At 68.2% G+C, this 12817-nt stretch carries 12 protein-coding genes; 3 read left to right on the forward strand and 9 right to left on the reverse strand.

Annotated elements, in window-relative coordinates:
* Positions 1 to 20 precede the first annotated feature (20 nt).
* From AMD30_RS11345 to AMD30_RS11355, 3 genes are all read right to left on the reverse strand, one after another.
* A complete protein-coding gene (locus AMD30_RS11345) occupies positions 21 to 482 on the reverse strand; it encodes a DUF350 domain-containing protein (protein ID WP_055475707.1) in 462 nt (153 codons plus the stop codon).
* Between the two features lie 147 nt (positions 483 to 629).
* The gene (locus tag AMD30_RS25420) at positions 630 to 1988 is read right to left on the reverse strand and encodes an acyl-CoA dehydrogenase family protein (RefSeq protein WP_055475708.1); all 1359 of its coding nucleotides are present in this window, start codon (positions 1986 to 1988) and stop codon (positions 630 to 632) included.
* 43 nt (positions 1989 to 2031) lie between these two features.
* Positions 2032 to 3225 (reverse strand): acyl-CoA dehydrogenase family protein, encoded by a 1194-nt coding sequence (locus AMD30_RS11355; protein ID WP_010842867.1) that lies wholly within the window; start codon positions 3223 to 3225, stop codon positions 2032 to 2034.
* 220 nt (positions 3226 to 3445) lie between these two features.
* On the opposite strand from AMD30_RS11355, the gene AMD30_RS11360 reads away from it, so the two are divergent.
* Positions 3446 to 4072 (forward strand): TetR/AcrR family transcriptional regulator, encoded by a 627-nt coding sequence (locus AMD30_RS11360; RefSeq protein ID WP_055475709.1) that lies wholly within the window; start codon positions 3446 to 3448, stop codon positions 4070 to 4072.
* Position 4073: 1 nt separating this feature from the next.
* Here AMD30_RS11360 and AMD30_RS11365 read toward each other — a convergent pair whose 3' ends face one another.
* On the reverse strand, positions 4074 to 5327 hold the full coding sequence (locus AMD30_RS11365) for an MFS transporter (RefSeq protein ID WP_055475710.1): 1254 nt from the start codon (positions 5325 to 5327) through the stop codon (positions 4074 to 4076).
* An 87-nt stretch (positions 5328 to 5414) separates the two neighbouring features.
* Between AMD30_RS11365 and AMD30_RS11370 the strand changes: the two genes are divergently transcribed.
* Positions 5415 to 6029 carry a TetR/AcrR family transcriptional regulator gene (locus AMD30_RS11370; protein ID WP_055475711.1) on the forward strand — a complete coding sequence of 205 codons (615 nt, stop codon included), beginning with the start codon at positions 5415 to 5417 and terminating at the stop codon, positions 6027 to 6029.
* Between the two features lie 9 nt (positions 6030 to 6038).
* The gene (locus AMD30_RS11375) at positions 6039 to 7451 is read left to right on the forward strand and encodes an amidase (RefSeq protein WP_010842863.1); all 1413 of its coding nucleotides are present in this window, start codon (positions 6039 to 6041) and stop codon (positions 7449 to 7451) included.
* Between the two features lie 170 nt (positions 7452 to 7621).
* Here the strand turns inward: AMD30_RS11375 and AMD30_RS11380 are convergent, their stop codons facing one another.
* From AMD30_RS11380 to AMD30_RS11400, 5 genes are all read right to left on the reverse strand, one after another.
* On the reverse strand, positions 7622 to 9274 hold the full coding sequence (locus AMD30_RS11380) for a solute symporter family protein (RefSeq protein WP_084817246.1): 1653 nt from the start codon (positions 9272 to 9274) through the stop codon (positions 7622 to 7624).
* A complete protein-coding gene (locus tag AMD30_RS11385; protein WP_010842861.1) occupies positions 9271 to 9627 on the reverse strand; it encodes a DUF485 domain-containing protein in 357 nt (118 codons plus the stop codon). Before AMD30_RS11385 ends, AMD30_RS11380 begins: the two co-directional genes overlap by 4 nt.
* Positions 9628 to 9800: 173 nt before the next feature.
* Positions 9801 to 11552, reverse strand: a complete 1752-nt coding sequence (locus AMD30_RS11390) for a sodium/solute symporter (RefSeq protein WP_055475712.1) — start codon at positions 11550 to 11552, stop codon at positions 9801 to 9803.
* Positions 11549 to 12007 carry a hypothetical protein gene (locus AMD30_RS11395; protein ID WP_055475713.1) on the reverse strand — a complete coding sequence of 153 codons (459 nt, stop codon included), beginning with the start codon at positions 12005 to 12007 and terminating at the stop codon, positions 11549 to 11551. Before AMD30_RS11395 ends, AMD30_RS11390 begins: the two co-directional genes overlap by 4 nt.
* Positions 12000 to 12815 (reverse strand): LytR/AlgR family response regulator transcription factor, encoded by an 816-nt coding sequence (locus AMD30_RS11400; RefSeq protein WP_055475714.1) that lies wholly within the window; start codon positions 12813 to 12815, stop codon positions 12000 to 12002. The genes AMD30_RS11395 and AMD30_RS11400 overlap by 8 nt, the downstream gene beginning before the upstream one ends.
* Positions 12816 to 12817 lie beyond the last annotated feature (2 nt).

Consider the following 12817-nt stretch of genomic DNA (forward strand, 5'->3'; position numbering starts at 1 on the left):
ACCAGCGGCGTCTCGTCGACTCAGACGAGCAGGGTCGTGCCGATGACGGCACCCACTGCCACGAACACGGCAGCGGTGATCCAGCCCGCGGGATGCTCGTCGGCGGCCCGTCGGCCGGCGTCGTCACGCGCCGACCCGTCGAACAGCAGCGTGCCCAGCTTCCCGGGAGTGAGCCAGTCGATCAGTACGAACGACCACATCATCACCGCGATGGTGAGCACCGAGTAGGCCGCGGTGTAGAGCAGCGCGCGCCACAACTCCAGTAGCTCGGTGTCGATGACCGACGAGACCAGCACGATCGCGAGGCCGATGACCATCGACGTGGTCAGCAGCACCGCGTTGCGGTTGTGCTCGATCCACACCAACTGCCGCAGCCGGCCCGGCGTCACCAGGTCGAGTGCGGCGAATCCGAGGACCAGCAAGGCGATCCCGACCAGGCTGAACGACGCGCCCGCGGCCAGGTTGTCCCGCAGCAGTTCCATCCGGTTCCTCTCGCCCCACGACGACTCCCGACAACGACTTCAGCGAAGGCCCGTACGCGAGAAACGCAGAAGGACCTTCGCTGAAGGACAGTAGCCGGGGCGCAGCCCCGCAGCACCCCTTCCGGCGCGTGTCCGGAAGGTGCGGTGTCAGCCGACGCTGAGCATGTCGTAGTTGTCGACGTTCTCCGCGAGACGGGTCGCGTGGTCCGACGCGTCGCCGAGCGTGTGGCTGATCGCCGTCAGTCGGCTCACGTAGTGGGCGATCGGGTACTCGGCGGTCATGCCGATGCCGCCGTGCATCTGGATCGCTTCCTGACCGATCAGGCGCGCGGACCGGCAGATCTGCAGCTTCGCCCGCGACGCGATGATGGGATCGGCGATGCCGTCGGCCAGCGCCGACGTCGCGTACAGGCTCAGGCTGCGCGCCAGTTCGAGCTGGACGTACATGTCGGCGGCGCGGTGGGTGAGGGCCTGGAAGGCCGACAGCGTGACGCCGAACTGCTTGCGCGACTTCAGGTATTCGACGGTCAGATCCAGGCTGCGCTCCATCGCGCCGACGGCCTCGGCGCACAGCGCGGTCTGGACACCCACCTCGGCGTCGGCGATGGTCTGCGACGCGTCGCCGGTGCCCAACCGCGTGGCCTTGATGTCGTTGAACTCGAACTGCGCGCCGCGTCGGCGATCGTGCGTCCGGTACGGCGTGCGGGTGACGCCCTCGGCGTCGGCGATGGTCTGCGACGCGTCGCCGGTGCCCAACCGCGTGGCCTTGACGTCGTTGAACTCGAACTGCGCGCCGCGTCGGCGATCGTGCGTCCGGTACGGCGTGCGGGTGACGCCCTCGGCGTCGGCGATGGTCAGCGACGCGTCGCCGGTGCCCAACCGCGTGGCCTTGATGTCGTTGAACTCGAACTGCGCGCCGCGTCGGCGATCGTGCGTCCGGTACGGCGTGCGGGTGACGCCCTCGGCGTCGGCGTCGACGAGGTAGAGGCCGACACCGTTGTCGTCGCGGGCCGACACGATCAGCTTGGCCGCGCAATCACCATGTCCGACAAGGCTCTTGGTGCCGTTCAGGACACCGTCGGCAGATGCGGTCGTCTCGACCCGCGCCTCCGGCCAGCGGTCACCGGGCTCGGTGTGGGCGAAGGCCATCAGGAGTTCGCCGGAGGCCAGTGCGGTGCGCAGCTCGGTGCGAGTCGCGTCGTCGGCGAGCCCGAGGAGCGAGCCGGGGACGAGGACCGAGTCGAGGTAGGGCTCGGGCGCCAGTGCGCGTCCGAGTTCGGTCATGACACTGGTGAATTCGACGGGGCCGGCATCCATGCCGCCCTCGTTCTCCGGGAAGGTCAGGCCGAGGATGCCGATCTCGGCCAGCGACTTCCACACCTTCTCGCTCCAGCCGAGATCGGTGTCGGTGACCTTGCGCAGTGTCTCGACGTCGTAGGTCTTGGTGAGGACTTCGCGAACGGTGTCGCGCAGCATCCCCTGCTCTTCGGAAAGCTCGAAATCCATGGTGTTCCTTTGGTGAAGGTCTGAAGAGAGTCGTGGCCGGGGCTCAGAGGCCCAGGACGGCCTTGTCGATGATCTGGCGCTGGACTTCCGACGAGCCGCCGTAGATCGTGACCTTGCGGTAGTTGAGGTAGGTCGGGGCCGCAAGCTGGGCCCACTCGGGGGCGCTCACCTCGGCGCTGCCGTTCGGTGCCGACGCGTCGAGCTGTGCCACCGGAAGCGAGTCGGGGCCGGCGATGTCGGCGATCAGCTCCATCGCGGCCTGCTGCAGCTGGCTACCGGTCAGCTTGAGCAGCGACGACGCGGGGTTCGGCTTGCCGTCTGCCGACGACGCGGCGACACGCAGCTGGGTGAGCTCGAGCGCGAGCAGTTCGTTCTCCACCTCGGCCAGACGTGCCGCGAACAGCGGATCGTCGAGCAGGGTGCCCTTGGCGGTACGCGTCTGCTTGGCCAGTTCCTTGGCGCGGGCGAGCTTGGCCTTGGTGTAACCGACCCGGGCGATGCCGTTGCGCTCGTTGCCGAGCAGGAACTTGGCCTGCGTCCAGCCGCTGTTCTCCTCGCCGACCATGTTCTCCGCGGGGACGCGGACGTCGTTGAAGAAGACCTCGTTGACCTCGTAGCTGCCGTCGATGAGCTGGATCGGGCGGATCTCGACGCCCGGGGTGTCCATCGGGAACAGGAACATGCTGATGCCGGCCTGCTTCTTCACGTCCGGGTTGGTGCGCGCGAGGCAGAAGATCCAGTCCGCGAACTGGCCGAGTGTGGTCCAGGTCTTCTGACCGTTGATCACGTAGTGGTCGCCGTCGCGGACCGCGCGGGTCTTGAGCGACGCCAGATCGGATCCGGCCTCGGGCTCGGAGAAGCCCTGGCACCACCAGATGTCGAGGTTGGCGGTCTTGGCGAGGAAGCGTTCCTTCAGCTCGTCGGACCCGAACTGCGCGATGACCGGGCCGATCATGCCGACGTTGAAGGGGAGCATGTCGGGGACGAACGCGAGGCTCATCTCCTCGCGGTAGATGTGGTGCTGGATCGGGGTCCAGTCCTTGCCGCCGTGCTCGACGGGCCAGCTCGGGGTGGCGACGCCGTGCTCGTTGAGGATGCGGGTGGTGGTGACGAGATCCTCGGGGTAGTTGAGCTTGCCCTCTTCGCACCGCTTGCGGACGTCTTCGGGGACCTTGGCGAAGATGCTGCGCAACTCCTCGCGGAAGGCCTCTTCTTCAGGACTGAATGTCAGCTGCATGGGTTCTTCTCTACTCCTGTCGAAGGTGTCCGTACTCGGGCGACGGCGTCCGGGCGATGGCGTTCGAACGAGGGCCTCCGTCGTGCGCGGTCCTGCTGGACGAGCCAGCCGAACCACTGGTGACTAAGCGCTTGCTCAGTGATAGGTTGCACTATGCCGCGCGGGCCGGATGCTGTCAATCACGGCCGTCGCGCAGGCGCCTGGAGACCGTTCCGAAGGGATGAATGTGGGCCCGTCCGCCGACCCGGTGCAGCAGGCGCGGCCGATGGCCGCGCGGGCCCGGCTCCTGCGTGCAGCCGTCGAGGCGTTCGCCGCGAAGGGTTTCAACGGCACCACCACGCGGGACATCGCCAACGGCGCGCAGATGAGTTCGGCGGCGGTCTATGTGCACTTCCGCTCCAAAGAGGAGCTGCTGTTCGAGATCTCCGATGCCGGTCACCGCGCCATCCTCGCGGCGATCGACGAGGCCGACGATCCTTCGGCGTCCCCCGGCGACCGGTTGCGGGCGATCGTCCACGCGTTCACCGAGCACCACGCGCGCGAACATGTGGGCGGGCGGGTGGTGAATTACGAGCTGAACTCACTCGCACCCGACCACCTGGACACCGTGATGGCCATGCGCCGCGAGATCACCCGGCGAGTGCGGGCAGTCGTCGACGCCGGAATCGACGACGGCGACTTCGCTGTCGCCGATTCACTCGCCACCACCAACGCGATGTTGTCGATGGGAATCGATGTCGCGCGTTGGTATCGCGAGGGGGGTTCACTGTCGCCCGAGGAGATGGGTGCCTTCTACGCGGAGCTGGCCGCGCGGATGGTCGGATGGCGCCCGCCGGGCCCGGGGTGACTCAGCCCTTGTGTGCCGGTTCCGGTTTCGACGGAGAGTCTTTGACGGCATCACCGGCTGCTGAGGTCGCCCGGCGGCGCACCGTCACCGCGAATGCCGCCGCGACCATCACCATCGCGAGGACGTAGCCGACGTAGCCGATGATGGTGTCGCGCAACCCGATGTGCGAGACGAGGATTCCGGCGATCACGGCCGGGACGCTGAATGCGAGGTAGCTCGCCACGAACACCGACGAGAAGACCTGACCGCGCTGGGCCGGCGGGGTCGCGGCGGTGATGTTGTCCATCGCGGAGAGGAAGGTGGCGGCCCAGCCCGAGCCTGCCACGATCGAACCGACGATGTAGAGGGGCAGGGATTCGATGAGGACCCCGGCCAGTGAGATCACCACGCCGGCGGCGAGTGCGGGAAATCCGTACGCCGCCTTGACCGTCGACGAGCGATCGGTGACGAACAGGGACGTGACGGCCGCGCAGGCGAAGAAGACGAACAGGATGGCGCCCGCCGCGCCGTGGTTGTCCACGCCGAACACGCGGGAGACCACCGACGAGCCGAGGGAGAGATACAGGCCGCCGAGGGACCAGGTGGCGACGAGCGCGGGGACCGAGGCCAGGAACACCGTGCGGACCTCGCGGGGCACGCGCACCTGCGGTGCGAGCGTGCCCGCCAGGTGGCGTCGGGAATCGAAGCCGACCCGCTCGCGGGTCTCCGGGACGACGAGCAGGGCTATCAGCAGTGCGGCGAACAGGCCGAGAATGATCTCGTAGATCAGGACGCGGGGCGCGGGTGCGTACTCGACGAGCACACCGGCCACGGCGACGCCGCTCGCCAGGCCGATCGCCGGGGCTGCGCCGACGATCGTCGATCCGGTACGGGCCGAGGGCTGCAGATCGACCGTGGTCGCGGTCAAGGTGCCCATCGCCGCCCCGGTGGCGAGGCCTTGTAGGGCACGTGCGGCCAGCAGGGTGCCGACGTCCTGGGCGACGACGAACAGCACCATGCTCGCAATGAGCAGGACGAGCGCGACGGCGAGGACTGGCCGACGGCCGACATGATCGGAAAGAGACCCGACCGTGAGGAGGCTCAGCAGCATGGTCACCACATACACCGCGAACACAAGCGTCAGCGTGAGCGCGGAGAACCCCCAGAGTTCCTGGTAGACGGGGTACAACGGCGAAGGTGCCGCAGACGCGAACAGGACCATCATGTAGGTCGCCGCGATCAGCCAGAACGCGCGATGGGGATGAAGTGGCGTCACGAGGTCTCCTTAAAGCAAACAGAGTTGCATTCAAAAAGTAGCCCGGACCTGGTTCCAAAAGCAACCAACTTTGCAATAATGGCTTCCATGACGACGGCCCGCACCCACGACAAGCCGACTCCCGGCGCCTCTGCCTCGCCGACCCGACGCCCCGGTGGCCGCAGCGCGCGCGTGCAATCGGCGGTCTACACAGCGGTCGGGCAGCTCGTCGGTGCCGGACGCCGCGAGACGATGACGATCCCTGAGGTCGCCGAACTCGCCGGGGTCAATCCGACGAGCATCTATCGACGGTGGGGAACGATCGACGCGCTGCTCGGGGAGGTTGCCGTTGCGGCCCTGACGCAGGGCGAACCGCTACCCGACACCGGCACCCTCGTCGACGATCTGTCCGAGTGGGCGCAGATCATCGCCGCCGACATCGCGCGCCCCAAGCGCCGGGCGTATCTGCGCGCCATGGTCGCGGCCCGCGAGGACATCGTCGAGGTCTGTCCGTGCTGGGAGATCCGGCGGGAGCACGCCGAACAGATGATCGCGCGGGCGCAGGAGCGCGGCGAACCCACCCCGTCGGTGCGTCAGGTGCTCGACCACGTGATCGCCCCCCTGTACCACCACGCGGTGTTCGGGCTCGAACTCGACGCCGATCACGCCCGCCGACTGGTCGGTGACGTCTTGTCGATGATCGGGGCCGCGCCGAGGCGGTAGGGTCCGGGCATGAAACACGTCCACGCGTTCACCGACGACGCACTCGGCGAGCACGACGCGGTCGGCATCGCCGACGCGATCTCCTCCGGTCAGATCTCCGCCGCGGAAGCGGTCGAGGCCGCGATCGCCCGGGTCGACGCCGTCAACCCGCACCTCAACGCGATCGCCTTCGACGACCGCGAGCGCGCCCGGAAACGCGCTGTCGACAACGACTTCCCGCTGGGATCGTTCATCGGGGTGCCGTCGATCATCAAGAACAACACCGACTTCGCGGGACTGCCGACCTGCCATGGGTCGGCTGCGGTGCCACCGCGGCCGGCCGCGGCCAACGAGGCCTTCACCAACCAGTTCCTGGCCAGCGGGGTCAACGTCGTCGGAGCGTCGACGATGCCCGCCTTCGGGCTGACCTCGACGACGGAGTTCGTCGACCGTGAGCCGACGCGCAACCCGTGGGACACCGACTACTCCTCGGGTGGTTCGTCCGGCGGTTCGGCGGCGCTGGTCGCTTCCGGTGCATTGCCGATCGCACACGCCAACGACGGTGGTGGGTCGATCCGGATTCCGGCCGCGATCTGTGGTCTGGTGGGGCTCAAGCCGAGCCGCGGGCGGGTCGAGTCGTCGAAAGAGACGCGCGACGCGCCGATCGACCTGGTGTCCAACGGGATCGTCAGCCGTTCGGTGCGCGACACCGCGCGGTTCCTGGCCGACACGCAGGGTTTCCGGCCCGCGCCCGGGATGCCGCCCGTCGGGGTCGTCGAAGGTCCGGGCACCAAGCGACTGAAGATCGCGCTGATCACCGAACCGCTGACCGGCTCCCTGCTCGACCGGGACACCCAGCGATGTGTCGCCGAGGCGGCCGAGCTCGTCGAGTCTCTCGGGCACCGCACCGAGATGGTGCCGTTGCCGGTCGACCGTGACTACGTCCGGGACTTCATCGACTACTGGTCGTTGTTGGCCCTGGCGCTGGATCGGTTCGGAAAGCGGGTGGTCGACAAGGGATTCGATCGGTCGCAGGTGGACTCGTTCACCCGCGGTCTGTCGCGCAACGCTCTGCGTCATTTCTACCGGCTACCCGGTGCGGTCCGGGGGCTGAAGAAGTCCACCGCCACGATCCGGGGTCTGCACGACACCTTCGACGTGATCCTCACCCCGACCGTCGTCCACGCGACCCCCGAGATCGGATATCTCGATCCGGCAATCGAATTCGACGAGGCCATGGACCGGCTGACCGGATTCATCGCGTTCACCCCGGCCAACAACACCGCAGGCACCCCGGCGATCAGTCTGCCTCTCGGACAGACGGAGTCGGGCATGCCCGTGGGCATCCATTTCGCCGCCGACCTCGGCCAGGAGCGCACACTCCTCGAGTTGGCCTTCGAGCTCGAGGCTGCCGCGCCGTTCGCACGGATCCAGGACGCCTGACTCGCGTAATCCGTTCCCGCGGTGACGTTTCCGTCGCGCTGATTGGATTCGATAAGCGGGACGGAAACGGCGACGCGGGAGTGCGATCGTCGGCGATCGCCACCAACAGACGCACCACCGGAAGCCGGTGGTGCGTCTGTTGGTCGGTGGATCTGGCGGGCGCGAGTTGCCTAGTGCTGCACGGCCTTCTCCGCGCCGATGCCGGTGAGGGAGCGGACCTCCATCTCGGCGTTGCGCTCCGGGGTGCCGTTGTCCGACGGGGTCGTCAGCGTGCCGACGATACCGAGGACGAAGGCCAGCGGGATCGAGATGATGCCCGGGTTGGCCAGGGGGAACCAGGCGAAGTCGGCGCCGGAGATCATGGCGGTCGACGACCCGGAGACGGCGGGGGAGAAGATGATCAGCACGATCGTGGAGATCAGGCCGCCGTACATGCTCCACAGGGCGCCGCGGGTGTTGAAGCGCTTCCAGTAGAGCGAGTAGACGATCGTCGGCAGGTTCGCGGCCGCGGCGATCGCGAAGGCCAGCGCCACCAGGAAGGCGATGTTCTGGCCGTTGGCGAGGATGCCGAGGATGATGCTCACGATGCCGAGGACGACGACGGTGTACCGCGAGACGCGGACCTGGTCGGCCTCACTTGCCTTGTTGCGCTTGATCACCGACGCGTAGATGTCGTGGGCGAACGACGCCGACGCGGTGATGGCGAGGCCGGCGACCACGGCGAGGATGGTGGCGAAGGCGACCGCCGAGATGATGCCCAGGAGGACGACGCCGCCGAGCTCGAACGCCAGCAGTGGTGCCGCGGAGTTCTGTCCGCCGGCGGCGTCGAGGATCTTGTCCGGTCCGACCAGGGCGGCCGCACCGTAGCCGAGCACCAGCGTGAACAGGTAGAAGGCACCGATCAGGGCGATGGCCCAGACCACCGACTTGCGGGCCTCCTTGGCGGTCGGCACGGTGTAGAAGCGCATCAGCACGTGCGGCAGTCCCGCGGTGCCGAGGACGAGTGCGATGGCGAGCGAGATGAAGTTGATCTGACTCGTGAGCGAACCGCCGTACTGGGCGCCGGGAGCGAGAACGTCACGCGAGGCGACCTTTTCGCTGGTCGAGTCGGTGACGGCGTCCTGTGCCGCCCCGAGGATCGACGACAGGTTCATGCCGAACTTGGCCAGGACGATGACGGTCATGATGCCGGCACCCGCGATGAGCAGGACGGCCTTGATGATCTGCACCCAGGTGGTGCCCTTCATGCCGCCGATGAGCACGTAGACGATCATCAGCGCACCGACGACGGCGATGACGATGGACTGACCGACGCGTCCCTCGATGTCGAGGAGCAGCGCGACAAGGCCGCCGGCACCGGCCATCTGGGCGAGCAGGTAGAACAGAGACACGGCGAGGGTGGAGATCGCCGCGGCCAGGCGGACGGGCCGTTGCTTGAGCCGGAAGCTGAGGACGTCGGCCATCGTGAACTTGCCGGTGTTGCGCAGCAATTCGGCCACGAGCAGCAGGGCGACGAGCCACGCGACAAGGAATCCGATGGAGTAGAGGAAGCCGTCGTAGCCGTAGACCGCGATGGCGCCCGCGATGCCGAGGAAGCTGGCTGCCGACAGGTAGTCGCCGGCGATGGCGATCCCGTTCTGTGGTCCGGAGAATCCGCGGCCGCCGGTGAAGAAGTCGGCGGCGGTGGTGTTGTTCTTGCTGGCCTTGATGACCACGAACATCGTGACCGCGACGAAGGCGGCGAAGATGGCAATGTTGGCGACAGGGCTGCCGACGGTCGCCGCGAGGACGGTCACATCGGTGGTGTGGACATTCGCGTTCACAGCGAGGGACCGCCTTCCATCTCGTTGCGGATCGCCTCGGCCTTCGGGTCGAGGTGGCGATTGGCGAAGCGTACGTACATGCCGGTGATGACGAACGTGCTGACGAACTGCAGCAGACCGAGGATGAGACCGAGGTTGATGTTGCCCCAGACCTGGGTCGCCATGAAGTCATGCGCGAACGCGCCGAGTAGCACGTAGAGGGCGTACCAGATCAGGAAGAACGCGGTGAGCGGGAAGACGAACTTCCGCAGGGTCCGCCGCAGTTCCTGGAACTCCGGACTGGCCTGCATCTCGATGAATTCTTCGCCGGTCGGCGCGTGTGGCGCCGGTGGTGGTTGGTCGACGGTCGACACGTTTCCTCCCAGGGTGACGTGGCCACATGTGTGATGGCTCTACGACAGTCAGCCTGAATGAGGTCCAGATCACAGGCAATCGGGTGGCCTGGATCACACGCCGAAGCCCGCATCCTGTGCGACGGACGGTCGGTGACGTCCGACGAACGGCGAGCGGTCACCCCTCCGATCGGTCAGTCCGACGCCCGTCCGGGTGTGCGGTCCAGGCCCATCCCGACGCGTTCGGGCACGTGCATCCGAGCGAACGTGCGCGCGAGATCGGCGGGTACCCGACGCCGGGTCATCCGGCTGACCAGCACCATCGTGCCGAACGCGAGAGGGACCGTGACCGCGGCCGGGTAGCCGATGACGACCTCGAGCCACCCGCCCAGCATGTCGTCGTCGGCGACGCCCGCGATCGCCAGCATCGTCGCCGAACCCGACGACGCGCCGCCGACGATGAGCCCGGCGATGGCGCCGACCGCCGTCAGCCCGCGCCACCAGATTCCCAGTACCAGCAGCGGGCACAGCGTCGACGCGGCGACCGCGAACACCAGTCCGACGGTCCGGGACAGTTCGAGGGAGGCGGCCGCCAGGGACAGGCCGATCGGGATCAGTCCGCCGATGACCGCGGCCACCCGGAAATCGCGGACGCGACCCCGCAGCAGATCGGTGGCGAGCGCGCCGGCGACCGACACCAGCAACCCCGACGAGGTGGCGAGGAAGGCGGCGATCGCCCCCGCTGCGACGAGGGCGGCCAGGATCTGGCCGGCGATACCGCCGACGGCCGCGCTGGGCAACAGCAGGACCGCGGCGTCGGCGGTACCGGTGATCAGCAGTTCGGGGACGTAGAGCCGCGCGAACACGCCCAGCAGGATCGGGAAGAGATAGAACAGCGACAGCAGGGCGATGACGGCCAGCGCCGTCCGTCGAGCCGATCGACCGTCGGGGTTGGTGTAGAAGCGCACCAGCACGTGCGGCAGACCCATCACGCCGAGGAACGTCGCGATGATCAGCGACAGCACCTGGTAGAGCGGATGATTGCCGCCGAACCCACCGCCGGGGGCGATCCAGTCGGCGTTCTGCGTCGGCGCGCCCGCGACGACGGGGGTCGCCGCTCCGGCGTCGAGAAAGATGGTGGAACCGGCGGAGATCACGTGCGGTCCGGTGGTGGCCACGGGCGCGTCGTCGACGACGACTCCGTCCAGCATCCCGGTGACCCGCACGCCGGTGGTCTCGGCGACGGTGACCGACACGTCGGTGGTGACGTCGACCGTGGTCGCGGTGGTGATGCGTGGCGGCGCGGGTTCACCGATTGGGGTGGGGTCCTGGGCGAAGACGCCGATCAGGACGAGGGCGGGGACCGCGATCGCGGTCAGTTTGAGCCAGTACTGGAAGGCCTGCACGAAGGTGATCGACCGCATGCCGCCGCCGACGACGTTCACGATGACGATCAGGCCGACGCCGACCACGCCGGCCCACACCGGGGTGCCGAGCAGGATGTTGAGGGTGAGGCCCGCGCCCTGGAACTGGGGGATGAGGTACAGGACGCACACGACGACCACGACGAGCATCGCCGTCTTCCGCGCGGCCGTGGAGGCGAGGCGGAACTCGGCGAAGTCGGGCACCGTGTAGGCCCCGGATCGACGCAGTGGCGCAGCGACGAACAGCAACAGGCCCAGATATCCGGCGGTGAATCCCACGGGGTACCAGAGGGCATCGGCGCCGTACTTCGCGATGAGCCCGGCGACTCCGAGGAACGATGCCGCCGAGAGGTATTCGCCGGAGACCGCGGCGGCGTTCCACCGCGAACCGACGGTCCGGGACGCCACGAGGAAATCGGAGGTGGTGCGCGAGAACCGGCCGCCCCACGCACCCACGACGATGGTGGCGATGGCGGCGGCGAACAGACCGACCGCGGTGAGGGCGTGGACCTCGGCCGTCACGGCGGCCCCTGCTCTGGCACATCGTCCCCGACGGGGTCGGTCAGGTTGTCCCCGACGGAGTCGGTCGGATCGTCGACGGAGTCGGTCGGGTCGTCGTCGACGAGGCCCATGAAGTCGCGTTCGGCCTGTTCGGCGAGATGTACGTACAGTCGGCCGGTCAGGTAGAGGACCGGGAAGGCGAGCAGCCCCAGCACCAGCCAGATCAGGCGGATGCCGAAGACCTCGGCGTCGGCGATGCCCGGGAACAGCCAGGCGGCAACAGGTATCGCGGCCGAGACGGCGAGCAGGGCGCCACCGAGTCGGAGGGCGAGGCCGAGCTGGGCGCGCATGAGGCCCCGCACGAGCGCGTCGCCGACCTCGGTCTGTTCCTGGACCTCGACGCGGGTGCGCACCATCCGCGCCCCGCGGCGCGCGGCGAGCACCACGCGTTCGCGCTGGGGCGGGTGCTCAGCCATCGTCTCGGCCGGTGGGGGAACGGTACTGGCGCAGCGGATCCCGGATGAGACGGTCCTTGAGTTCGCGGACCTGACGGCGGCTCACGGGTAGTTCGACGGCGTCGGAGGCGCCGTTCGCGCGAACGCACACCACGGTGCCGCCGCCGACGGTGCGCAGGCCGGTGACCATCGGCAGCGCGACGAGGTAGGACCGGTGTACTCGCGCGAAACCGGTCTCCTGCCAGCGGGATTCGAGGGTCGACAACGGGATGCGCACGAGGTGGGCGCCCGAGTCGGCATGCAGGCGGGCGTAATCGCCGACGGCTTCGACCCAGGAGATCGAATCGCGTCGGACGAGTGAGGTCACGCCGCTCATCTCGACCGGGATGACATCGTCGGAGCCGGCGCGGCGGTCCGGGCGAGCGGCCGTCTGCTCGGGTTCGGGTGTGCGTCCGCGGCGCTCGAGGCTGGCGCGGACCCGCTCGACCGCCTGCGTGAGACGTTGCTCGCGAAGAGGTTTGAGCAGGTAGTCGACCGCGCCGACCTCGAACGCGTCGACGGCGCGGTCGTCGTGGGCGGTGACGAACACGATCGCCGGGGGCGAGGCGTACTTCGCCAGCACGCCGGCGAGTTCGAGTCCCGACAGGCCGGGCATGTTGATGTCGAGGAAGATCGCATCGATGCGATGGTCGTTGAGCTCGCGGAGGGCGCCCGTGGCGTCAGAGGCGGACCGGACCTCGGCGACGTCGTCCTGCCGGTTCAGCAGGTAACCGAGCTCGTCGAGAGCGGGTGGTTCGTCGTCGACCGCGAGTACCACCAATGCGGTCATGG

It is taken from the genome of Gordonia sp. HS-NH1, assembly GCF_001418765.1.
GTDB lineage: Bacteria > Actinomycetota > Actinomycetes > Mycobacteriales > Mycobacteriaceae > Gordonia.

Bases quoted from the DNA above. Each gene is read 5' to 3' on its own strand.
- AMD30_RS11345 (WP_055475707.1), bottom strand. From the start codon at position 482: ATGGAACTGCTGCGGGACAACCTGGCCGCGGGCGCGTCGTTCAGCCTG.
- AMD30_RS11375 (WP_010842863.1), top strand. From the start codon at position 6,039: ATGAAACACGTCCACGCGTTCACCGACGACGCACTCGGCGAGCACGAC.
- AMD30_RS11360 (WP_055475709.1), top strand. From the start codon at position 3,446: ATGAATGTGGGCCCGTCCGCCGACCCGGTGCAGCAGGCGCGGCCGATG.
- AMD30_RS11370 (WP_055475711.1), top strand. From the start codon at position 5,415: ATGACGACGGCCCGCACCCACGACAAGCCGACTCCCGGCGCCTCTGCC.
- AMD30_RS25420 (WP_055475708.1), bottom strand. From the start codon at position 1,988: ATGGATTTCGAGCTTTCCGAAGAGCAGGGGATGCTGCGCGACACCGTT.
- AMD30_RS11355 (WP_010842867.1), bottom strand. From the start codon at position 3,225: ATGCAGCTGACATTCAGTCCTGAAGAAGAGGCCTTCCGCGAGGAGTTG.
- AMD30_RS11400 (WP_055475714.1), bottom strand. From the start codon at position 12,815: ATGACCGCATTGGTGGTACTCGCGGTCGACGACGAACCACCCGCTCTC.
- AMD30_RS11395 (WP_055475713.1), bottom strand. From the start codon at position 12,007: ATGGCTGAGCACCCGCCCCAGCGCGAACGCGTGGTGCTCGCCGCGCGC.